Origin of the sequence: Pseudomonas sp. R43(2017) (genome assembly GCF_002112345.1) — a bacterium.
Classification (GTDB): domain Bacteria; phylum Pseudomonadota; class Gammaproteobacteria; order Pseudomonadales; family Pseudomonadaceae; genus Aquipseudomonas; species Aquipseudomonas kribbensis.
Map to the genome: position 1 here is coordinate 156733 of NZ_NEHJ01000008.1, position 20854 is coordinate 177586.

The following is a 20854-nucleotide window of genomic DNA, read 5'->3' on the forward strand; positions in this document are numbered from 1 at the left end:
TTTCGAAGTCATGAGTGCCGACGCTCGCTGCCGGGCTCAGCCACGGCATGACGTAGATTTTCAGGCCGGGCTTTTTCAGGGCGTTGCTCAGGCATTCCCACAAGGTCTGCTTGCCGTCCAGGGTGACGTCGTAGTTGACCTGCCAGCCGGTAATGAAAATCGAGGTTTCGGCCTTGGCGATTTCCTTGGCCAGATCCTTGTAGTAATCCTCGCCAGTGGTGAAAAAACGCACCTGGTTGCCACTGCGCTTGGGCGCGAAGGCAGACTTGTCCTGAATGAAAAAGTCTGGCGCATTGACGGCGGCCAGCGCTTTGCCGGCGGCCGTGTTGATCTGGCTGACTTCCTTGTGGCGAACGCCGTTGTAGGGGGTAGCGGAATCCGTCATGGTCATTCGTCCGTGCTGTGCAGTCGGCTGTACAAGTCACCGTCGGTGAGCAAGTCCTGCTTGCTGCGTTCGTTGCTGGCGCTGTTGATGGTTCGGTGGCGTGTGCTGTCATGAAAGTCGAGGGCGGCGAGGGCGAAGCGTTCCTTGTCGGCGTCTGCCGGCTCGTCATGCAGTGCCACGGGAACGCGTTGCCCCGGATAGCACAGCCACAACGGGCCGGCTTCGGCATAGGCTCTGGAGAGTTTCAGGCGTTGCGGTTCGTCGATATTGACGCGTCCGTTGTCGTCGGTCTGACCTTCGAGCAACGGTTCATCCACGCCGTCCTGGACGATCTGCCAGAGCGTGTGGGCCAACGGGAAACCTTCATCACCGGGCACGTCGGTCAGGGTAATGTCGAAAAAGTATTCCCGTGGCTCGGGCTTGGTCGGCATTACACCGGGTTGTGCGGGCACCATGAGATTGCCGGCCTTGGCCGACGGCGCAGGAATCGGCAACAGCGGCATCAGGATCGCAATCCCGGAACCCGTTCCCGCCGAACCACCGGCGTTGATCTTCACCACCGGCCCGACCACGGTGATGCCGCCGCCATCGAGTTTGATGAAGCTGCCACCGGCCTGGATGGTCAGTTCGCTGCCGGCCTCGATGACCATTTTGTCCCCGGCCTTGAGGTGGATTTCCTTGCCTACGCTGGTCAGTTGAGCCGTACCGAGCTTGATGTGCTGATCCTGGTTCACGGTCAGGTGGTCATTCGCCTTCACTTCCACCTTGCGATCAGAAATCGTGGTGCGATGTTCTTCAGCCTTCAGCTCGGTGTAGGTGTTTTTCACCACGGTGTCGTGGCGTTCATTGCCGACGCGGATTTTCTGGTCGTGCTCGACGTTTTCATCCCAGTCCCGCTGGGCGTGGATGAAGATTTGTTCGGCGCCTTTTTTGTCTTCGATGCGCAGTTCGTTGTAGCCACCGCCGCCCGGGGAGCTGAGGGTTTTGAAAACGGTGCGGGTTTTGTTCGCCGGGAGGGCGTAGGGCACCGGGTTTTCCTTGTGGTACAGGCAGCCGGTGACCAGTGGCTGGTCGGGGTCGCCTTCGAGGAAGGTGACGAGGACTTCCATGCCGATGCGCGGGATGGAGATGGCGCCGTAGCGGTCGCCGGCCCAGGAACTGGAAACGCGCAGCCAGCAGCTGGTTTTGTCGTCGGCCTGGCCTTCGCGGTCCCAGTGGAATTGCACCTTGATGCGGCCGTACTGGTCGCAGTGGATTTCTTCGCCTTTGGGGCCGGTGACCATGGCGGTCTGGCTGCCGAGCACGCGGGGTTTCGGGTGCTCCAGCGCCGGGCGGTAGAACACGTCCCATGGGGTGGCCAGGAAGCGGTTGCGGTAGCCCTGGTGGAAGTCGTCCTTGTTGTCGGTGGTGTCGCTGGTCACCGACTCTTCGAGGACTTGCGGCTGTTTGCCTTCGTGGAAGATTTCGGTGAGCAGCCACAGATCGTTCCACTCGCTGCGCGGGTGGTCGGACATTTCCATGAAGTGGCCGCTGACGAGTCTGGTCTGGTCGCCGCGACCCTCGGCCTGGCGGTAGTCGGCGCGGTGACGTTCGAGGGCGCGCTGGCTGAGGAACTTGCCGCGCGCGCGGTCGATGAAGCGGCCGGGGTAGTCGTAGTCTTCCAGATCCGGTTCGGTGCTCTCGCCATCGGGTTTGTAAGCCGCTTCCATTTGCAGGCGCGGTTTTTCGAAGTCGTAGTCGCGGCGGGTGGTGCGGCTGGTGCGGGTTTCCAGGCGCAGCCGGAAGCCTTTGATCACCGGCTCTTCAGCGACCATGCCGCTGCCCTGCACATAGGCGGTCGGTTGGCCGAGGTTCGGGAACACGGTCTGGTCATCGCCGAACACCAGCAGATGGCCCTTCTTGCTGTGCTGGAAGTGGTAGTGAATGCCTTCCTCTTCGCACAGGCGCTGGACGAAGTGCAGGTCGGTTTCGTCGTACTGCACGCAGTAGTCGCGATCCGGGCACGGCTGGCTCAGTTGGAAGCTGTAGGCGTTGCCCTTGATGCCGTGTTCGTCGAGGATCAGCGCGATGATTTTCGGCGCCGACATCTGTTGGTAGATGCGCTGGTTGGTGCGGTGATGCAGGTATTGCAGTTGCGGCACCAGCGAGACCTTGTAGCGGGTCAGGCGCTTGCCGGCATCGCCCTGGGCGACGCGGTAGATCTGGCCGTGGATGCCCGAGCCCTGTGGGTCGAGGGCGAGGAAGGCCTGTTTGTGCAGGAGCTTTTCCAGGTCCAGATCCGGGTTTTCGCTGACCAGTTCCAGGTCGAAACGGAACGGCTGGCTGATGCCTTCGGTGCCGGTGAACGACAGGACTTGCAGGTCGCCCACCTGCCCGCCTTGAGAGCCGTCAACGGTCAGGCTGAAGTGCGTTTCGTTAGCCGGATTGAACATTTGGCGCTCCTTGAAATGAAACCGAATCTCCTGAAAGTTCTACCGTCGGCGAAGACCTGATCCAGAACCGAGTCGGATCATAAAGGCTAAAAGTTGCGCAAAAAGTTGCGCACATGCCATGAAAGCACCGGTTTAGAAGGCTTTTTTGAAGTTGCTACGAAATATTTCTTGGCAAAGTGATATCGCTTTTGCTGATGCTTAAGCGTGGTTGTCGATCCCGTCAGGCAGTAGAGTGGAGCGCTGACAGGAACGTGAGAGCAGGAAGACGCATGGCCAGGTTCTACGATGCACGGGGCAATATCTATGGCGTGGTTTCACCCCGACAGGTGCGTGAGGCGGGCATCAACCTGCCGGCCAGCGCTGAAGATGCCGCTTTACTCAGAACCGCATGGAGCGAGCAGGCCATTGAGACATTCTGCCAATGGCCTGACGCGATTCGTCCTGCCGGTGCCAGACATCATCGCAGCGATGGCTTGTTGATCGGCCCGTTCCAGTTCTCGCCACCCTTCGATCTGCTGATCGTAAATACCGATGGCACACTGGCCGAGCGCAGTGGCAACGGCCTGACGATTTTCTCTCAGGCGCTGCTCGAACAGAAGCTGATGCCGGAAGTGGGCGTGACGTTGCGGGTGCATCACGACAAACAGGATGCGCCGTCGCCCGTACCGACCTCGGTCAAACCGGCCGAGGTGGCCGGCGTGCAAGGCTTCTGGCTGGATCTCGGGCAACCCGGTTTCGGTCCGGCAGCCGTCGGTGCAGTCGGCGTTGAACCCGTGCAGTTCAACAACGTGGAAGTCAGCCGCGTGAGGCCATTGGCGCAACTCGATCCTGCCTGGGAACACAGCCAGTTCGTGCGCATCGGCAATCCCCATTGTGTGACGCTGGTGCAGGATGAAGCCGCACTGCCGGGCAACGCGCAGATGCTTGAGTTGCCGCTGGCCGACAGCCTGACCGCCATCGCCTTCGCCATGCCCGTCGGCGCCGGCCAGCCGTGCCCGGCCGGGGTCAATCTGCAATGGGCGATGCACGCAGGCGATCAACGCATCGCCGCGCGAGTATTCGAACGGGGCGAAGGCCCGACGGCGTCTTCCGGCACCAGTGCCAGCGCGGTGGCGTGTGCGGCGTGGCGGGCGGGCTGGGTGTCGGCGGGAGAGGTGCAGGTGGTCATGCCGGGCGGGACAGCGCCGGTATTACTGGAGGAACAGGGCGGTGAACTGACTGGCGTGCGTCTGTTCGGCACCGCGCATCAGACAAAAAGGTGAAGTCCCTTTCATGATCGTCCCCCCGGGAACGATGGATCCCTTGGACTTCACTGTGAGCCGGTTCGCTGCGGTTGTCGCCTGTCAGATCTGACAGGGCGGCTCTATCGTTTTGCGATAAGGCCGCCCCGACCCATAACCTTCAGATCCCTTGAATCAGTAAGCCTTGAACAGTTTCACTGCAATCACGCCAGCGGTGTCCACCGTCAGATGCAGCAGTGCCTGCGGAGTGGTTTGAGCATCCTTGAAACATTCGACGATGACCGCTTGCGCCGCACAGGCCTGTATCGCCAGCCGGTCAGCGTCGCGCAGTTGCCGTTTCACCGCCGCACTGACCGGGATCGGTGGGTGGCCCTCACGAACCGCTGTGCAGAATTTCAGAGAGATTTCTCTTGGCGTGGGCGGTGGCGGTGAGGCCAGGCCTGCTTCTGCAAATAAATGATTGAGCTGCTCCGCCGCACTGACAGCTCGCGGAAAACCGGCAAAGGCTGAGGCTTGCAGCAGCACCTCGGTCATTTCGCCGGGCGCCAGGCCCGATGCGAGCCCGGTCTTGAGGTGCACGCTCAGCGGTGGCCCCACCATGCCCGATGCCACAACGGAGGCAAATGACACGGCCTCGCGCAATCGCGGGTCGAGACCGGGGCGCGAATGCAAATGCCCGTACACCACGCCAACGGCCAGTTCGCCCAACGCGGGAGCGGTATGAAACAAGGCATCGAGCCGGGCGCCGCCATCGGGCACCAGATCGATGAACGTATGACGGCCTTCGCGATACAGCGTGGCCATGGGATCGGAAGCAGTTTTGGGGTTCATGTCGCGTCCTCATGCAGCAATGAGGATGGCAGCGGAGCAACTACGCGCGAACTACGGCATGACAGGGCGTCCATCGGGAAAGGTCGGCGCCGTTGCGACGCCGACCTCTACACCTTAGACGAACTCCACCACCGGCATCTGCCGCTTCATCAACACCTTGCCGCCACGGATCGAATACAGCGGCAGGCCCTGGCTGCGGATGACTTCGTAATCGCTGTCCGCCGACAGGATCAACAGATTCGCCGGGCGACCCTGTTCCAGGCCATAACGCTCGCCGAGGTGCATGGCTTTGGCGCTGTTGTCGGTGACCAGGTCCAGTGCGCTTTGCAGATTGCGGTAACCGAGCATGTGGCAGATGTGCAGCCCGGCTTCGAGCACGCGCAGGATGTTGCCGTTGCCCAGCGGATACCACGGGTCGACGATCGAGTCCTGACCGAAACAAACGTTCATCCCGGCTTCGAGCAGCTCGTTGACGCGGGTCACGCCACGGCGTTTCGGGAAGTTGTCGAAGCGGCCCTGCAGGTGAATGCTTTCGGTCGGGCAGGAGACGAAACTGATCCCCGAGTGCCCGAGCAGGCGGAACAGTTTGGCGCAGTAGGCGTTGTCGTAGGAGCCCATCGCGGTGGTGTGGCTGGCCGTCACGCGTGCGCCCATGTCGCGGCTGCGGGCCTCTTCGGCCAGCACTTCAAGGAAGCGCGAATGCGGGTCGTCGGTTTCGTCGCAGTGCACGTCCACCAGGCAGCCGGTGCGTTCGGCCAGGTCCATCAAAAACTTCACCGAGCTGACGCCCTGGTCGCGGGTGTATTCGAAATGCGGAATCCCGCCGACCACGTCCGCGCCCATGCGGATCGCTTCTTCCATCAGTTCGCGACCATTGCGGAACGACTCGATGCCTTCCTGAGGGAACGCGACGATCTGCAGGTCGATCAGGTGCCGGCTTTCCTCGCGCACTTCGAGCATCGCCTTGAGCGCGGTGAGTTGCGGGTCGGTGACGTCGACGTGGGTGCGCACGTGCTGGATGCCGTGGGCGGCCAGTGTCTGAATGGTCTTTTTCGCCCGGGTTTTGGTGTCTTCCTGGGTGATGGTGACCTTGCGCTCGCCCCAGCATTCGATGCCTTCGAACAACGTGCCGCTCATGTTCCAGCGCGGCTCGCCGGCGGTCAGGGTGGCGTCGAGGTGAATGTGCGGCTCGACGAAGGGCGGCACCACCAGATTGCCGCCGGCGTCGAGGTCGTCGGGGCCCAGGGTCGGCGCTTCGGTCTGGCGCGCGATGCTGCGGATCAGGCCGTCCTCCAGGTGCAATTCGTGCAGACCTTCCTGGTTGCGCAGGCGGGCGTTGATGATGTGCATCAGGCAAATCCTTCTTATAGGTCTTGTAGTGGCGCGCTGGCGCGGCGGGCGCCCAGCAGGCCGGTGACGATGACATACGTTAGCGCGGCAGCGGCGATCCCCACCAGCGGCGCGATCCACGGCGAGTGAAACGCCGCGAGGGTGCCAACGGCGTAGGCCCCGAGCCCCGGCCAGTTGAAGGCCGGCAGCCGTGCGTCGGCCAGACGCGGATAGTGACCGCGCCAGCGGAAGAAAAAGTCCGCCATGATCACGCCGCCAATCGGTGGAATCACGGTGCCGAGCAGGATCAGATAAGGCACCAGCATGTCATACATGCCCAACAGCGCGAGCAGCGTACCGATCACCGCACCGGCCAGGGTGACGGTCTTGCGCCGACCGGTGCGCAGCAGGTTGCAACCGGCGACGGCGAAGTTGTAGATGGTGTTGTCCTGGGTGCTCCAGATGTTCAGCAACAGCATCGCCATCGCCGCCATGGCGAAACCTTGCAGCAGCAACACCTCAACCACGTCGGGCTGCTGATAGACGATCGCGCCATAGGCACCGATCAGCACCATCAGACCGTTGCCGATGAAAAAGCCGATCAGGCTGGCCAGCACCGCGACCCGCGCCGAGCGTGAGAAACGCGTCCAGTTGGTGGCCTGGGTCGCGCCGCTGACGAAGGTGCCGAACACTAGCGTGATGGCGGTGGACCAGTCCAGCGAACCGGTCGGCACCACGGCCAGCAAACCATCAAGGCCGCCGACCTTCACCGTGGCCACCCACATCGACAGCATCAGCAGCAACATCATGGCCGGCACCGCGATGTACGACAGAATCTCCAGCCCGCGATACCCGACGTACGCCGTGGCGCAGAACACCAGGCCGAACAGCACCATCAACCCGAGCACCGTGCCGTCGTCCAGGGCGAAATTTTTGCCGAGCACCACCGCTGCCGTCGCCGTACCCCAGGCGTACCAGCCGATCTGGGTGAAACCCAGGATCAGGTCGCTGAGCTTGCTGCCGACCTCGCCAAAACAGAAACGCCCCATCAGCACCGAATTCAGGCCGCTCTTGAAGGCGATGTAACCCAGCGCTGCGGCGTACAGGCCCAGCAGCAGATTGCCGATGATGATCACCGCCATCATCTCGCCAAAGCCGAACGCCACGCCGAGCTTGCCGCCGGCAAACATGGTCGCGGTGAAGAAGGTGAAGCCCAGCAGCACCATGGCCGTCGAGGCCAGGCCTTTGCGTGCATGGGGACTTCGCTCAGGGGGTAGTCGTTGCCGGGATCGTTCTGCGTCATGGCGGGCGTTCCTTGCTGGAAAGGGGAGGACGCGAAGAGGTTGCAGCGGTCGTGCCAGTTACCGATTGGCGAGATTATGTATAGACGAGGGAGCGGATTTGGCGCGAAAGCGGTGCGCCTGCCTCCGCTGAAGCACAATGTGGGAGCCATCAGGCCGGTTATTTTTCGGCTCAGAGAAAACGCAGCAGCGCGGCGACAATGGCTTCCGGCGCATCTTCCTGCACCAGATGCCCGGCATTCGGGATCGGATGAAACTGCGATCCGGGGATCATGTTGTGCAGCTCGCGTCCGCGTTCGATGGGAATCCACTGATCCTCTTCGCCCCAGAGAATCTGCACCGGGCAGCGGATCGTCGGGTACAGCGGTTGTACTTCCTGCGTGTAGCGCTGATCCATCTGCGCGATCTGCCGGTAGAACGCCGCTTGCCCCGGATCACCCAGCCACGGCTGCACGTAGGGCGCCAGTTCATCATCGGGAATATCCCGGTGAATGGCCCCGCGAATGTAGGTCGGGACGATGGCGCGCTGGATGTAATCCGGCAGGCCGCTGAACGCCGCTTCATGCTGGCGCACGTGCTGCACGAACGGCGAGCCCCAGGGCGTCAGCGCCACCGGGTCAATCAGGGTCAGGGTGCGGTAATCCTTGCCGTTGAGCAGATGCGCGCGCAGGGCGGTGGCGCCGCCGAAGTCGTGGGCGACCACGTCCGGGCGTTGCAGGCCCCAGTGATCCAGCAACTGCGCGAGCAATTCGTTCTGCACGCCGAGGGAGACGTCGGCGTCCGGTTGCTCGGAGCGCCCGTAGCCCAGCAAGTCGAAGTAATGCACCCGATGCGTGGCAAAAAAATGCGGCGCGATGCGCTGCCACACACAGGAAGAGAAGGGCGTGCCGTGCACGAACACCAGCGGCGGGCCGTCGCCACGCACTCCGTGGCGAATCTGCCGTCCGTTGAAATCAAAGACCTGATCCAGCAGCCAGTCCGTCATGGGCCTGTCCTCTTGGCGGGTTCGAGCCAAAAAGCATAGGCGTAAAAAAACCACCGGTCTCGGTGGTTTTTTTGTGTCGCGAGATTTACTCGCCGCGATAGATGCAACCGCTGGTGCAGGTTTCGTGGATGCGGATCGCACTGAGTTCCGGCAGCAGGGGCTTCAATTCATTCCAGATGAACTTGGCCAGCACTTCGCTGGTCGGGTTCTCGAGGCCCGGAATGTCGTTCAGGTAGTTGTGATCCAGACGCTCGTACAGCGGCTTGAAAATCGCCTTGATCTCGGAGAAATCACGGATCCAGCCGGTGTGCGGATCGAGGTCGCCGCTCAGGTGAATCGCCACTTTGAACGAGTGACCGTGCAGGCGTCCGCACTTGTGGCCGTCCGGTACGTGGGGCAGGCGGTGGGCGGATTCGAACGTAAATTCCTTGAAGATTTCCACAGTGATTTCAGCTCTGTTCAGATGGCGTTCGCCGCAGCGAATTCGGGCAGGCGGCGAGTTTATCAGCTTGTTCCCGGCTGTGCTGACTAAAGGGTCAGCAAGCGCTCGGCGAGGCGACCATTGGCAGTCAGTTCAAGGAATTCATCGCCCAGCCGGCGACTTTCGTCCATCGCCGCGCGCCAGTATTTCTGCCGGCTCGGTGCATCGCCCATGAAGCGCTTGAAGTCGTTACGGTCAGGGAGTTTGCCGTAGGGCAGGCGCGCCAGGTATTCCTTGGACGGCGCCAGCAACAGCACGTCCTGCAGGCGCTCGGTTGAGGCCTTGCGCCACGGCAGGGTCTTGTCGAACCAGCCCGGGATCACCCGGTCGGTGAAGTGCGGATAGAGCACGATGCCGTCGCCGCTGTAGGGCAGGTCGAGGTGATAGTCCAGCAGGCCACCGTCACGAAAGGTGCCGGCGCCGGCACCCGGCAGGTCGCGCACGCCTTCCATGACCATCGGGATCGACCCCGAGGCCAGCAGCGCCTGACGCAGGTTGCCGGCATTGAGGGCGACGAAACGCGACGGGAAATCGTTCAGTGCATGCACCGGCGGCGCCAGGCGCGGGTCGTGGATGATCAGCCGTTCGAAGTGCCGCGACAACCGCGCCCGGCCCCGCAAGTTGTCGGCGATCACCGAACCCAGCGCCAGCCCGAGCCGGCCACGATGGTCGTTCGCCAGCCCGCCGTGGCTTTTGACCACCATGATGTTCAAGCGGTAATGGGCATTGTCGAGCAGTAGCGCATCGCGGCCGTCGAGCAGATCGTCGAGCATGCGCTGCGAACTGCGGCTGACGTCGCTGATGGTCACGCCCTTGTTGAAGTTCTGCTCGGTGTACAGATGACCGAGGCGGCGAATGCCTTCGGCGGCGTCCGGCAGACAGGCGCTGGCGAAGCGCCAGGAGCCGACCGACGCACCGATCAGCGACCGGTCACGCGGTGCCGCCGGCAGCCACTCGCCGAACAGCGCCAGATCCAGCCCCTGAATCCCCAGCGCCTTCGGTCCGCCGGCTGCGCCGGGCAGAGTACCGACGTCGGCAGCGTTCAGGCCCTGGGCGCGGATGCGTGCCATGGCGCGCGGGCCGGCCTTGAGGGTGAGGGCAGGGAACTTGATGTGGATGGCTGTCATACCGGTCTCGATCGTTAGCAAGCGAAAGATTATAAGCACATGTTGCCGGCCTTGCTGAAACTGGCCCGGTGATGGCCATTCAGCTTCAGTTAAGTTCGAATCACTAAGGTGGCGCTCAGGAAGAAACACCGGAAATCAGGAAAACCCATGAAAATTCTCGCGCCCCTGTTCATCGCGCTGCTCCTCTACGGTCTGACCTCGAACCTCGCCCATACCCGCGATCTGCTGGCGGATGAAGCCCGAAAACTGATCGACGCTGGTACCATTGTGCCGATTGAAACGGTCAAGGCCACGGTCATGACTCGCCATCCGGATTCGACCGTCATCGATATCGAACTGGAAAAGCGTTACGGCATTTATCTGTACCAGATCGAGCTGAAAGATTCGCAAGGCGTGGAATGGGAAATGGAACTGGACGCGAGCGACGGGCTGCTGCGCAGGGATCATCAGGACACTTAATGAAACTGTTTTTGCCGTATTCATCGACGCGCGCCACGGGACTTCTGGCCCTGGCGCTTGTTACGTTCTGCTCGGTGACGCTTGCTCGTGACCTGAATCAGGACGAAGCCCTGCGCCTGCGTCAGCAAGGCGTGATTCTGCCGCTGGAGCAGGTGCTGCATAACGCGATGGAACGCTATCCCGGTGCCAAATTGCTGGAAGCCGAGCTGGAAGAGAAACACGATGTCTATATCTATGAAATCGAGCTCCTGACCGCCGAAGGCGAGGCCCGCGAGCTGCATTTCGAAGCCGCCACCGGCCGTTTGCTGAAAGACAAGGAAGATTGATCGATGCGTTTGCTTCTGGTGGAAGACCACGTCCCTCTGGCCGATGAGCTGATCGCCGGCCTGCAACGCCAGGGTTATGCCGTGGACTGGCTGGCGGACGGTCGCGATGCGGTCTATCAGGGCCGCAGCGAACCCTATGATCTGATCGTGCTTGACCTCGGCCTGCCGGGCGTGCCGGGCCTTGAAGTGCTGGCGCAATGGCGTGCCGGCGGGCTGGCGACGCCGGTGCTGATCCTCACGGCCCGGGATTCCTGGGCCGAGCGCATCGAAGGCCTGAAGGCCGGTGCCGACGATTACCTGACCAAACCCTTTCACCCGGAAGAACTGTATTTGCGCATCCAGTCGCTGCTGCGCCGCTCCAAGGGGCAGGCCAACCAGCCGACGCTCAAGGCTGCGGGGTTGCATCTGGATGAGGGCCGACAGTGTGTCGTGCGTGACGGCGCCGACATACAACTGACCGCCGCCGAGTTCCGCCTGCTGCGTTACTTCATGCTGCACCCGGAGCAGATTCTTTCCAAAAGCCACCTCGCCGAACACCTCTACGACGGTGAAACCGAGCGCGACTCCAACGTGCTGGAAGTCCACGTCAATCACCTGCGGCGCAAACTTGGCAAAAGCGTGATCGAAACCCGGCGCGGCCAGGGTTATCTGTTCGGCGGACAGGCTTCGTGAGATCGATCCAGCGCCGCTTGAGTCTCGGCCTGATCAGCGTGATGGTGGTTGTCGGCGTGGTGCTGGCGCAAACCAGTTTGTGGCTGTTCGAAGTCGGTTTGCAGCGTTACCTCGAAGCCGGTCTGCGCAACGACAGCGAGAGCCTGCTGGTGGCGCTGGTCCGTGGCCCGCAAGGCTTGCAACTGGACGAGCGACACCTGTCGCCGGCTTATCAGCGACCGTTTTCCGGCCATTATTTCCGCATCGACTTTGCCGACAGTCACTGGCGTTCACGCTCCTTGTGGGATCAGGACCTGCCGCTGCTGCCGGAGCCCGGTCTGCACAGCAACCTGCAACTGGGCCCGGACGGACAGCAATTGTTGGTCCTGCGCTCCGACTATCGACGGCTCGGCCTGTCGATCTCCATCAGCGTTGCCCAGGATTACACCCCGGTGCGCGAGAGCTTCCAGCGCATGCGCCAGATCGGGCTGGGCCTTGGACTGGCCGGGTTGCTGCTGATCCTGATTCTGCAGCGGCTGACCGTGCACCGCGCCTTGCGACCACTGGAAAAGGCTCGCGAACAGATCGCCCAGTTGCAGCAAGGCCAGCGCTCACAACTCGATGAGCAAGTGCCGGCAGAACTGGAACCGCTGGTGGCGCAGATCAACCATTTGCTGGCCCACACCGAAGACAGCCTCAAGCGTTCGCGCAATGCCCTGGGCAATCTGGGGCACGCGCTGAAAACCCCGCTGGCGGTGCTGCTGAGCCTGGCCTCGAACGAAAAACTCGATCCCCATCCCGAGTTGCGCAAGATCCTCAAGGAACAACTGGAACAGGTGCAGCAACGGCTGAACCGCGAGCTCAACCGTGCGCGGCTGTCCGGTGATGCACTGCCGGGGGCACTGTTTGATTGCGATGCGGAGCTGCCGGGGTTGCTGGCGACATTGAACATGATCCACGGCGAACACCTTTCGTTGAGCTACGTCGCGCCGACCGGGCTGCAATTGCCGTGGGATCGTGAAGACCTGCTGGAACTGCTCGGCAACCTGCTGGACAACGCCTGCAAGTGGGCGGATGCCGAGGTGCGGCTGAGCGTGGTCGAGACGGCTGAAGGTTTTGTGCTGAGCGTGGAAGACGATGGGCCGGGGATTCCCGAGGCGCAGCGGGCTCAGGTGTTCAGCCGGGGCACGCGGCTGGATGAGCAGACCCATGGGCATGGGTTGGGGCTGGGAATTGTGCGGGATATCGTTGAGACGTGGGGTGGGGTTCTGGTGTTGGGAGAGAGTGAGTGGGGTGGGTTGAAGGTGGAGATTCAGTTGCCTCGGCGGTGAACCCGCCCCCCACAGGAATCTGTGGTGAGCGGGTTTGAGCGTCAGACCCGAAACTGATCCATCAAACTCTGCTGCTGATTCGCCAGGCTATTGAGCGACTGACTCACCCGCGCCGATTCATTCGCCTGCCCCGACAGCGACTCCGTCACGTCACGAATCGTCGCCACGTTGTTGTTGATCTCTTCGGCCACCGCGCTCTGTTCTTCAGCGGCGCTGGCGATTTGCAGGTTCATGTCGCTGATCACGGTCACCGCATCGCCGATCTGGCGCAGTGCGGTTACGGCCTGGCCGACCTGTTCGACACTGCCCTGGGCCTGACGATGGCTGTTGCCCATCGAACCGACCACATCCTGTGTGCCATTTTGCAGTTGCTCGATCACCTGGCGGGTTTCTTCCACCGATTCCTGGGTGCGGCGGGCGAGGTTGCGCACTTCGTCGGCGACCACCGCAAAGCCACGTCCGGCTTCACCGGCACGGGCGGCTTCGATGGCGGCGTTGAGAGCCAGCAGGTTGGTCTGCTCAGCGATGGCGCGGATGGTCTCCAGCACCGTGCCGATCTTCTCGCTGTTGGCGGCCAGGCCTTCGACCTGGACCATCGCCGCACTCATGTCGGCGGCCAGGGTGTCGATGCTGGCGGTGGTGCGGTCGATCACGGTCAGGCCCTGACGCGTGGCGCGGTCGGCATCCTTGGCCGCTTCGGCGGCTTGCGCGGCGCTGCGGGCCACATCCTGGGCGGTGGCGCTCATTTCGTGGGACGCGGTGGCCACTTGATCGACCTGACGGTATTGCTGCTCCATACCGGCGCTGGTCTGGGTCGCAATGGCTGAAGACTGGTCCGCGGTGTTACGCGCATCCTGCACCGAGCGTTTCACCTCGGCGATGATCGGTTGCAGCTTGTCGAGGAAGCGGTTGAACCAACCGGCCAACTGACCGAGTTCGTCTTTCTTGTCGTAGGCCAGACGACGGGTCAGGTCGCCTTCGCCGCTGGCGATGTCTTCCAGCATGTGCGCCACGCCGAGAATCGGCTTGGTCACGCTGCGTGCCATCAGCCACACCAGCAGCAGGCCGAGCAGTGCTGCAAGCACGCCAAGGCTCAGTTCGATCAGGGTGCCCGAGGTGTTGCTGGCATCCAGTTGTTGCTTGAGCGCTTCGGCGCGACTCACCAGCACTTTCTCCGGCACATCGAGCAGCACGCCCCACGACGGACCACCTGGAATCGGCTGGAACGGCGACAGCACTTTCAGCTGCGCGTTGCTGTGCAGGCTGCTGACGGTTTTGCTCGAAGCCAGCAAGCGCAGCAGTTCGGCGCCGCTGGTGGTGTCCACGACATCAAGACGCTGGCTGAGTTTGTTGGCGTCCGGGCTGTAACCGGCGAGCAGGCCGGCGGGGCTGATGATGCTCACGGCGGTCTGGCCGTCATAGAGCTTTTTGCTCGCGCCCTGGCTGATCGCCTGCAGGCTGTTGAGGTTGATGTCCACCGACAGCGAGGCGATGACTTTGCCGTTGACCATCAGCGGGAACACGATGCTGGTCATCAGCACCTTTTGCCCGTCGATCACATAGAAGTACGGTTCGATCACGCACGGCTTGAGCGTGGTGCGCGGGCAGGTGAACCAGGCGTTGGCGGCCTGGCCGCTGGGGCCGGTGCTGGTGTCGGCCATGTCGCTTTCCGGCAGTGCCATCGAGGTCACTTTGCCCGGCGTCGGCTGCGACCAGTACAGGGCGAAGCGGCCCTTGTCGTTGCTGCCTAATTCACTTTGCCCGGCGAACAGCTCGTCCTTGCCGTCCAGTGCATTGGCTTCGAACACCAGCGACAGGCCGAGCAGCTCCGGGTTGGCTTGCAGTGCGGATTTCACCTGACGGGTCATGTCTTCGCGCAGGTCGAAGGCATCGAGAAAACGCTTCTCGGCCTGTTCGCGCAGGAACAGCACCTGACGCGAGAATCCGTGGCCATATTGATAGGCGTCCATAAACTGCTGACGAATGCCCGCGGCTTGAACTTCGCCCTGGGATTCGATGCGCGCCTGGGCCGATTCGGTGAGCATCTCCATGCTGGAGGCTTTGACCAGTTCGGAACTGTGCTCCATGCGATACAGCGAAAGACCCACCAACAGGGTCACGATACCGGCCAGGCAGAGGCCGGCGAGCAGGGTGATTTTCCATTGGATGGAAAGTTGTCTGAGCGACATGGAGACGTCCTTATTCGATAAATATCTGAGACTTTGCACTGTAACGGCCGCGTTTCGACTTTCTTTATGGCGCAAACGCAATATGGCGAATTGACGCACTTTGTGGCGGATATGCCGTTGTCGCCGGTTTGATCATGGAAAGTTACACAGTGACGCGACCGGTCGCTTTGACACTGCGCGCGCTCTGCGGCACAGTGCGCGCCCTTCTAATAAGACCCTCTATGCAAATCCGCTGGCGACCCTCGTGGCTTGCCGGCCGGACTCATCCTGTCTGGCGGTGAATGGCTTTACCGTCGTGTTTTTGAGGTAGTGAAATGAATGCAGTGATTGCTGCGGTCGGCGTCATGCTGATCCTCAGCCTGTCCCGGGTGCATGTGGTGATCGCGTTGATCGTCGGTGCGCTGGTCGGTGGCCTGACCGGCGGCCTGGGCATCGACGCCACGCTCAAGGCCTTCAACAGTGGCCTGGGTGGCGGGGCGACGGTGGCGCTGTCCTACGCGTTGCTCGGCGCTTTCGCCGTGGCGATTGCCAAGTCCGGCCTGGCCCATGCGCTGGCCGACAAGGCCCTGGCGATGGTCGATCGCCAGCACGCATCCGGTGGCGGCAGCGTCAAATGGCTGTTGATCGGCCTGCTGTGGGTGGTGGCGATCGCTTCGCAGAACATCCTGCCGATCCACATTGCGTTCATTCCATTGCTGGTGCCGCCGCTTCTATATGTATTGACCAAGCTGCAACTGGATCGCCGGTTGATCGCCTGCGTCATGACCTTCGGCCTGATCACGCCGTACATGGTGTTTCCTGTGGGTTTCGGCAACATCTTCCTCAACCAGATTCTGCTGGCCAACGTCAGCAAGGCCGGCGTCGATATAAGCCAGGTCAACGTCATGCATGCGATGGCCATTCCGGCCGCAGGCATGGTGTTTGGTCTGTTGATGGCGGTGTTCTTCAGCTACCGCAAGAAGCGTGTCTACGATCTGGAGAAGATCGAACAGGTCGAACAGGTCAGCGTCGCCTACAACCCGATGACCATCGGGATTGCCGGTCTGGCGATCGCTGCAGCCTTCATTATCCAACTGCTGCTGGACTCGATGATTATCGGGGCGCTGGCCGGGTTCCTGATTTTCTCGGCGTCGGGCATCGTCAAGTGGCGCGAGACTGACGGCCTGTTCACCGAAGGCATGAAAATGATGGCGATGATCGGCTTCATCATGATCGCCGCTTCGGGTTTTGCCGAAGTATTGAAGGCCACCGGTGAGGTGCGCACGCTGGTCGAAAGCGCGGCGGCGCAGATCGATCACAGCAAGGCCATTGGCGCGCTGCTGATGTTGCTGGTGGGGCTGATGGTGACCATCGGCATCGGTTCGTCCTTCTCCACGGTGCCGATCCTGGCGGCGATTTTCGTCCCGCTGTGCGTGCAACTGGGTTTCAGCCCGATGGCGATCGTCTGCATCGTCGGCACAGCCGGGGCCCTGGGCGACACCGGCTCGCCGGCCTCGGACTCGACCCTCGGCCCGACCTCCGGCCTGAACATCGACGGCCAGCATCACCACATCTGGGACACCGTGGTGCCGACCTTCCTGCACTACAACCTGCCGTTGCTGGCGGCCGGCTGGATGGCCGCAATGGTCTTGTAACACCCCAACCGGATCGTTACTGCTCAGAACGTGGTAACGATCTGGTTAGACCTCAGCTCAACTTTTGCTTTCGCGTGCCGTTAACGCCTTTAACCACGCCAATAAAACCAAAAGAGTGAGCCCCCATGCGCCTGAGTCTCAAGGCTAAAGTCCTGTCCCTTGCCGTCCTTCCGGTCTTGCTCTTTGCACTGGTGATCAGCCTGACCACGCTGTTCATTCTCCAGGAACAGGCGCACAAGGAAGTCGAACAGACCCGCGAACGCCTGCTGGGCGATGCCAAGGCCACTCTGGCCAGTTATGTCGCGGTGGCCATGACCACCATCAAACCGCTTTACGACGCTGCCGCCCCCGGTGACAACGAGGCACGGGCGCAGGTGATCAAGCTGCTCTCGGGCATCAAGTACGGCAAGGACGGCTACTTCTTCGGCTACGATTCCGAGACCGTGCGCCTGTTCAAGTCCACCGATCCCGAAGGCGTGGGCAAAAGCTTCAAGGACAACCGCGACCCGAACGGCGTCTACGTCAACCGCGACCTGGTGAAAGTGGCGAAGGACGGCACTCATTACCTGCAATACAGCTCGCCGCTGCCGGGCAATGCGCAGGTACTGGTGCCGAAACTCGGCTACACCGAATACCTGGCGAAGTGGGACATGGCGGTCGGTACGTCGGTCAACCTCGACGGCATCGAGGCGCAAGTGGCGCTGGTCCAGGCCCAGGTTCAGGAGCGCATGGAAGGCGTGGTGCTGAGCATCGTCGGCGTGGCGGTGGTCGTGTTGCTGGTGATCGCGGTGGCGGGGCTGGTGCTGGCCAACACCATTCTGCGGCCGCTGAACCTGATGAAAGCCAACCTTGACGACATCGCGGCAGGCGAGGGCGACCTGACCCGCCGTCTGACCATCACCAGTCAGGACGAACTCGGCGAACTGGCCGGCTCGTTCAACCGCTTCGTCGACAAGATCCACGGCCTGGTGCGGCAGATCACCGAGATGACCACACAACTGACCGGGCTGGTGACGCAAGTCTCGGATCAGGCCCAGCGTTCGGATCAGGCCATGGAGCGTCAACGCCACGAGACCGATCAGGTGGCCACGGCGATCAACGAAATGTCCGCCGCCGCGCAAGAAGTCGCCAAGAGCGCACAGAACGCCGCCGTTGCGGCGCAGCAGACCGACGAAGAAGGCCAGACTGCCAAACGCGTGGTGGCCGGCAGCATCAAGCAGATTCATGCGCTGGTGGACGACATCCGCAGCAGCGGCGTGTCTCTAGATAGTCTGCAGCAGGACGTATCGTCGATTGTCGGCGTACTCGGAGTGATTCGCTCGATTGCCGAGCAGACCAACCTGCTGGCACTCAACGCCGCCATCGAAGCGGCCCGGGCCGGTGAGGCCGGGCGCGGGTTTGCGGTGGTGGCGGACGAGGTGCGGGCGCTGGCTTCGCGCACGCAGATCAGCACGCAGGAAATTCAGGGGATGATTGATCGCTTGCAGGCCGGTACGCAGTCGGCGGTCGAAGCGATGCGCCGGTCCAGCGAGGCGGGTGACGGCACGTCGGCTCAGGCCAATCAGGCGGGGGCATCGCTGGATGCCATGGCGGATTTGATTGCGACGATTAACTCGATGAACGCGCAGATTGCCAGTGCCGCTGAAGAGCAGACCGCCGTGGCCGAAGAGATCAACCGTAGCGTGCATCAGATTGCGGTGGCGGTGGATAACGTGGCGGATGAGACACAGTTGGGGGCGCAGACTTCGCGGAGTCTGGCGGATTTGGGGCAGCGGTTGGGCAAGCTGGTCGGGCAGTTCCGTATCTGATGGCGTTGCCGGGGCAGGCCGTCAGGGTCTGTCCCAATACGGCACCTCCCCAAAACACTCGATAAAGAAATCAATCACCGTCCGCACCTTCACCGACAACCGCCGACTCCCCGGCCACAGCACCGCAATCTGCTGCGGCTCCACACTGTTCGACACCTGATAATCCCCCAACACCGGCACCAGCGTGCCCTCACGCACTGCCTCGCCAATCAGCCATGACGGAAACATCACCAGCCCCAGCCCCTGCTCAGCGGCCTGGGTCAGGGTGTCTGCATGATTGCCGGTAATCGGGCCTTTGACCGAGTACGGCGTCCACTCGCCCTGATCCTGACGGAAGAACCAGCGTTGCTGTCCGGTCGCACCTTTGTAGGCCAGGCACTGATGGCGGGCCAGGTCTTCAGGATGCTGCGGCGTGCCGAAACGTTTGAGATAGACCGGGCTGGCCGCGACTTGAAAGCGGTGCGGCGCCAGTATCCGTGCCTGCATGCTCGAATCGTGCAGCGGGCCGATGCGGAACAGCAGGTCGGCGCCTTCCTGCAGCGGGTCGATGTAGTGGTCGGTCTGCTGGATGTCCAGCTGAAGCTTCGGATAGCGCTCGCACAAGCGGCCCAGCCATGGCGTCAGATGGCGCTGGCCGAACACCACCGGGGCGTTGATCCGCACCAGCCCGGTGGGTTCGCTTTGCTGTTCCTGCAACGCCTGTTCGGCTTCTTCCAGCTGCACCAGCACCAGCCGCGCGTGGTGGCCGAGCATGCGCCCGGCTTCGGTCGGCGTGACCGCGCGGGTGTGGCGATAGAGCAGTTGCTGGTTCAGCGCCTGTTCCATCAACTGGATTTGCCGGGAAATCGAGGAGGGCGCCACACCTTCGCGGCGGGCCACTTCGGAAAAACTGCCATGGTCGAGCACCGCCACAAACAGCCTTAGCGCCTTGAATCCCAGTTCGTTGAGCCCGTGCATCGTTGATCCTGCTATGCGAGTTGCGCAAAAGTGTTGTCAGGATGCTCCCATTTATCGCACAGCTGCGCCAGCCGATAATCCGCGCCATCGTTTCCTTCAGAGGTTTTGTTGATGCAGTCGTTTGATGAGGTGAGTACCGCGCCGGCGCCGGTCGCGCGGCCGGGTTTGCGATTGTTGCTGTTACCGCTGGTGATTCTGGCCGGCATGGGTTTGTCGGTGGAGGCCGGGTTGCTCGGGCCACTGGGTGAGCAGGTCGGGCATTTGTGGGCGACCTTGAGCATCTTCGGGGTTGGGTCGGCGATTCTGTTTTTGCTGTTGCTGTTTGCAGGGCCTCAGAAAGGCCCGGCGTTGACGGACTTGCCACGCTGGCAGTTGATCGGCGGGTTTCTGGGGCCGATGTACGTGGTGGTGCTGACGCTGGCGACGCCGCATATCGGGATTGCGATGACGATGATCGCGATTCTGTCGGGGCAGGTGGGCAAGAGTGTGCTGATTGACCATTTCGGCTGGTTTGGCGCTACGCGCAAGAAGGTCAACGGCGAGCGGTGGTTGGCGCTCGGGTTGATTGTGGCGGCACTGATTTTGATTGCGCGGGGTTGATGAGATGAGTCTGGTAATTTTGCTGGCGGTGGTGGTGTTGGCCGGTGCGGTGTTGAGTGTGCAGGCGGCGATCAATGGGCGGTTGGGGGAGACTGTTGGGGTGTTGCGCAGCAGCCTTCTGACGTTTGTGGTCGGCGCGGTGAGTACGGCTCTCCTGATCCTGTTTTTCGAGCCTGCTCATGCCGTCAGCCTGCTGGACGTGCCGAAATGGCAGCTCAGCGGTGCTTTGTTCGGTGTGGTTTATATGATGGTCATGGTCGGTGCGGTGCCGCGCGTTGGTACGGCCGTGGCCACGGTGGCGGTGATTGTCGGGCAGCTTGGAATGGGGATGCTGATCGATAATTTTGGGTGGTTGGGGAATCCGGCGATTGAGCTGTCGGGGGCGCGGGTATTGGCGATGATTTGTTTGGGGCTGGCGCTGGTATTCATGTATCGCAGTAGTGTTCGGCAGGCTGTTTGAACGTGGCGGCCTTTGGGCCGACCAGGTTCCCGGGTTATTGGGTACATATCCGTTTCTTCGGGTGCTGGCACTGGCGGTTTCGCCCTTACGGCGAGTCCCTTTGGCAAACGCCCCAAAGGAACCAAAGGTCTGGGCCCCTGCGTTCGGCCCCTCGCTGGGGCTCGGGGTTCCTTCGTTACGGGATTCATCCGGGGGCATCGCCTCCGGTTTGCTTCGCTGCACCTCCTCTCGATGTGTTCGACTTCGTCGAACGGCGCTTCGCGCCTACCCCCGGATGAATCCCTTCACTCAGCCTGCCGAAGGGGCCGGCACGGCAAAAGCGGTACT

General features: G+C 62.0%; 17 protein-coding genes and 4 pseudogenes. 11 read left to right on the forward strand and 10 right to left on the reverse strand.

From position 1 onward, the window contains the following. Nucleotides 1–10: 10 nt before the first annotated feature. Nucleotides 11–499, forward strand: a complete 489-nt coding sequence (locus tag CAG02_RS30145) for a hypothetical protein (RefSeq protein WP_305881757.1) — start codon at nt 11–13, stop codon at nt 497–499. Here CAG02_RS30145 and tssI read toward each other — a convergent pair. Then, complete coding sequence (tssI, locus tag CAG02_RS22245) at nt 388–2817, reverse strand: type VI secretion system tip protein VgrG (RefSeq protein ID WP_085712542.1); 2430 nt, start codon at nt 2815–2817, stop codon at nt 388–390. The genes CAG02_RS30145 and tssI overlap by 112 nt on opposite strands. Before the next feature lie 269 nt (nt 2818–3086). Between tssI and CAG02_RS22250 the strand changes: the two genes are divergently transcribed. Next, nucleotides 3087–4079: a diaminopimelate epimerase gene (locus CAG02_RS22250; protein WP_085712541.1), complete on the forward strand. Its 993-nt coding sequence runs from the start codon at nt 3087–3089 to the stop codon at nt 4077–4079. Between the two features lie 153 nt (nt 4080–4232). Here CAG02_RS22250 and CAG02_RS22255 read toward each other — a convergent pair whose 3' ends face one another. From CAG02_RS22255 to CAG02_RS22280, 6 genes and pseudogenes are all read right to left on the reverse strand, one after another. Further along, complete coding sequence (locus CAG02_RS22255) at nt 4233–4889, reverse strand: carboxymuconolactone decarboxylase family protein (RefSeq protein WP_085712540.1); 657 nt, start codon at nt 4887–4889, stop codon at nt 4233–4235. 114 nt (nt 4890–5003) lie between these two features. Continuing rightward, on the reverse strand, nt 5004–6239 hold the full coding sequence (gene codA / locus CAG02_RS22260) for a cytosine deaminase (RefSeq protein WP_085712539.1): 1236 nt from the start codon (nt 6237–6239) through the stop codon (nt 5004–5006). A gap of 14 nt (nt 6240–6253) precedes the next feature. Next, nucleotides 6254–7521 (reverse strand): annotated as a pseudogene (gene codB, locus CAG02_RS22265) (cytosine permease). Between the two features lie 170 nt (nt 7522–7691). Beyond that, complete coding sequence (locus CAG02_RS22270; RefSeq protein ID WP_085712538.1) at nt 7692–8504, reverse strand: alpha/beta fold hydrolase; 813 nt, start codon at nt 8502–8504, stop codon at nt 7692–7694. A gap of 85 nt (nt 8505–8589) precedes the next feature. Beyond that, nucleotides 8590–8946, reverse strand: a complete 357-nt coding sequence (gene queD, locus CAG02_RS22275; RefSeq protein WP_007955941.1) for a 6-carboxytetrahydropterin synthase QueD — start codon at nt 8944–8946, stop codon at nt 8590–8592. An 86-nt stretch (nt 8947–9032) separates the two neighbouring features. After that, the gene (locus CAG02_RS22280) at nt 9033–10112 is read right to left on the reverse strand and encodes a hypothetical protein (RefSeq protein WP_085712537.1); all 1080 of its coding nucleotides are present in this window, start codon (nt 10110–10112) and stop codon (nt 9033–9035) included. Nucleotides 10113–10259: 147 nt separating this feature from the next. Here CAG02_RS22280 and CAG02_RS22285 point away from each other — a divergent pair, with 147 nt between their 5' ends. The 4 genes from CAG02_RS22285 to CAG02_RS22300 are packed head-to-tail and all read left to right on the forward strand — an operon-like array spanning nt 10260 to nt 12879. Continuing rightward, a complete protein-coding gene (locus CAG02_RS22285; protein ID WP_085712536.1) occupies nt 10260–10571 on the forward strand; it encodes a PepSY domain-containing protein in 312 nt (103 codons plus the stop codon). Further along, nucleotides 10571–10897, forward strand: a complete 327-nt coding sequence (locus CAG02_RS22290; RefSeq protein WP_085712535.1) for a PepSY domain-containing protein — start codon at nt 10571–10573, stop codon at nt 10895–10897. The genes CAG02_RS22285 and CAG02_RS22290 overlap by 1 nt, the downstream gene beginning before the upstream one ends. A gap of 3 nt (nt 10898–10900) precedes the next feature. Then, a complete protein-coding gene (locus CAG02_RS22295) occupies nt 10901–11569 on the forward strand; it encodes a response regulator transcription factor (RefSeq protein WP_085712534.1) in 669 nt (222 codons plus the stop codon). Continuing rightward, nucleotides 11566–12879 carry a sensor histidine kinase gene (locus tag CAG02_RS22300; protein WP_085712533.1) on the forward strand — a complete coding sequence of 438 codons (1314 nt, stop codon included), beginning with the start codon at nt 11566–11568 and terminating at the stop codon, nt 12877–12879. Before CAG02_RS22295 ends, CAG02_RS22300 begins: the two co-directional genes overlap by 4 nt. 41 nt (nt 12880–12920) lie before the next feature. Here CAG02_RS22300 and CAG02_RS30305 read toward each other — a convergent pair whose 3' ends face one another. Together CAG02_RS30305 and CAG02_RS30310 are read right to left on the reverse strand one after the other, a co-directional pair. Then, the gene (locus CAG02_RS30305; protein WP_371807414.1) at nt 12921–13676 is read right to left on the reverse strand and encodes a methyl-accepting chemotaxis protein; all 756 of its coding nucleotides are present in this window, start codon (nt 13674–13676) and stop codon (nt 12921–12923) included. Between the two features lie 102 nt (nt 13677–13778). After that, nucleotides 13779–15068: pseudogene (locus CAG02_RS30310) on the reverse strand (HAMP domain-containing protein); the annotation flags it as partial. A 314-nt stretch (nt 15069–15382) separates the two neighbouring features. On the opposite strand from CAG02_RS30310, the gene CAG02_RS22310 reads away from it, so the two are divergent. From CAG02_RS22310 to CAG02_RS30320, 3 genes and pseudogenes are all read left to right on the forward strand, one after another. Further along, entirely contained in the window at nt 15383–16702 is a 1320-nt protein-coding gene (locus CAG02_RS22310) for a Na+/H+ antiporter family protein (RefSeq protein WP_085712531.1), read from the forward strand. A gap of 125 nt (nt 16703–16827) precedes the next feature. Next, nucleotides 16828–17604, forward strand: a pseudogene (locus CAG02_RS30315) (cache domain-containing protein); the annotation flags it as partial. 312 nt (nt 17605–17916) lie between these two features. Then, nucleotides 17917–18510 (forward strand): annotated as a pseudogene (locus CAG02_RS30320) (methyl-accepting chemotaxis protein); the annotation flags it as partial. Nucleotides 18511–18531: 21 nt separating this feature from the next. Here CAG02_RS30320 and CAG02_RS22320 read toward each other — a convergent pair. After that, nucleotides 18532–19467 (reverse strand): LysR family transcriptional regulator, encoded by a 936-nt coding sequence (locus tag CAG02_RS22320; protein ID WP_085712529.1) that lies wholly within the window; start codon nt 19465–19467, stop codon nt 18532–18534. Nucleotides 19468–19578: 111 nt separating this feature from the next. Between CAG02_RS22320 and CAG02_RS22325 the strand changes: the two genes are divergently transcribed. Continuing rightward, nucleotides 19579–20067 carry a DMT family transporter gene (locus CAG02_RS22325; protein WP_085712528.1) on the forward strand — a complete coding sequence of 163 codons (489 nt, stop codon included), beginning with the start codon at nt 19579–19581 and terminating at the stop codon, nt 20065–20067. 4 nt (nt 20068–20071) lie between these two features. Continuing rightward, complete coding sequence (locus tag CAG02_RS22330) at nt 20072–20527, forward strand: DMT family transporter (protein WP_085712588.1); 456 nt, start codon at nt 20072–20074, stop codon at nt 20525–20527. The last annotated feature ends 327 nt before the right edge of the window (nt 20528–20854 follow it).

What these genes read in the sequence shown, in the direction of transcription:
- CAG02_RS30145 (WP_305881757.1), top strand. Translation starts at nt 11, where the DNA reads ATGAGTGCCGACGCTCGCTGCCGGGCTCAGCCACGGCATGACGTAGAT.
- tssI (WP_085712542.1), bottom strand. Translation starts at nt 2,817, where the DNA reads ATGTTCAATCCGGCTAACGAAACGCACTTCAGCCTGACCGTTGACGGC.
- CAG02_RS22250 (WP_085712541.1), top strand. Translation starts at nt 3,087, where the DNA reads ATGGCCAGGTTCTACGATGCACGGGGCAATATCTATGGCGTGGTTTCA.
- CAG02_RS22255 (WP_085712540.1), bottom strand. Translation starts at nt 4,889, where the DNA reads ATGAACCCCAAAACTGCTTCCGATCCCATGGCCACGCTGTATCGCGAA.
- codA (WP_085712539.1), bottom strand. Translation starts at nt 6,239, where the DNA reads ATGCACATCATCAACGCCCGCCTGCGCAACCAGGAAGGTCTGCACGAA.
- CAG02_RS22270 (WP_085712538.1), bottom strand. Translation starts at nt 8,504, where the DNA reads ATGACGGACTGGCTGCTGGATCAGGTCTTTGATTTCAACGGACGGCAG.
- CAG02_RS22280 (WP_085712537.1), bottom strand. Translation starts at nt 10,112, where the DNA reads ATGACAGCCATCCACATCAAGTTCCCTGCCCTCACCCTCAAGGCCGGC.
- CAG02_RS22285 (WP_085712536.1), top strand. Translation starts at nt 10,260, where the DNA reads ATGAAAATTCTCGCGCCCCTGTTCATCGCGCTGCTCCTCTACGGTCTG.
- CAG02_RS22290 (WP_085712535.1), top strand. Translation starts at nt 10,571, where the DNA reads ATGAAACTGTTTTTGCCGTATTCATCGACGCGCGCCACGGGACTTCTG.
- CAG02_RS22295 (WP_085712534.1), top strand. Translation starts at nt 10,901, where the DNA reads ATGCGTTTGCTTCTGGTGGAAGACCACGTCCCTCTGGCCGATGAGCTG.
- CAG02_RS30305 (WP_371807414.1), bottom strand. Translation starts at nt 13,676, where the DNA reads ATGGAGCAGCAATACCGTCAGGTCGATCAAGTGGCCACCGCGTCCCAC.
- CAG02_RS22310 (WP_085712531.1), top strand. Translation starts at nt 15,383, where the DNA reads ATGAATGCAGTGATTGCTGCGGTCGGCGTCATGCTGATCCTCAGCCTG.
- CAG02_RS22320 (WP_085712529.1), bottom strand. Translation starts at nt 19,467, where the DNA reads ATGCACGGGCTCAACGAACTGGGATTCAAGGCGCTAAGGCTGTTTGTG.
- CAG02_RS22325 (WP_085712528.1), top strand. Translation starts at nt 19,579, where the DNA reads ATGCAGTCGTTTGATGAGGTGAGTACCGCGCCGGCGCCGGTCGCGCGG.
- CAG02_RS22330 (WP_085712588.1), top strand. Translation starts at nt 20,072, where the DNA reads ATGAGTCTGGTAATTTTGCTGGCGGTGGTGGTGTTGGCCGGTGCGGTG.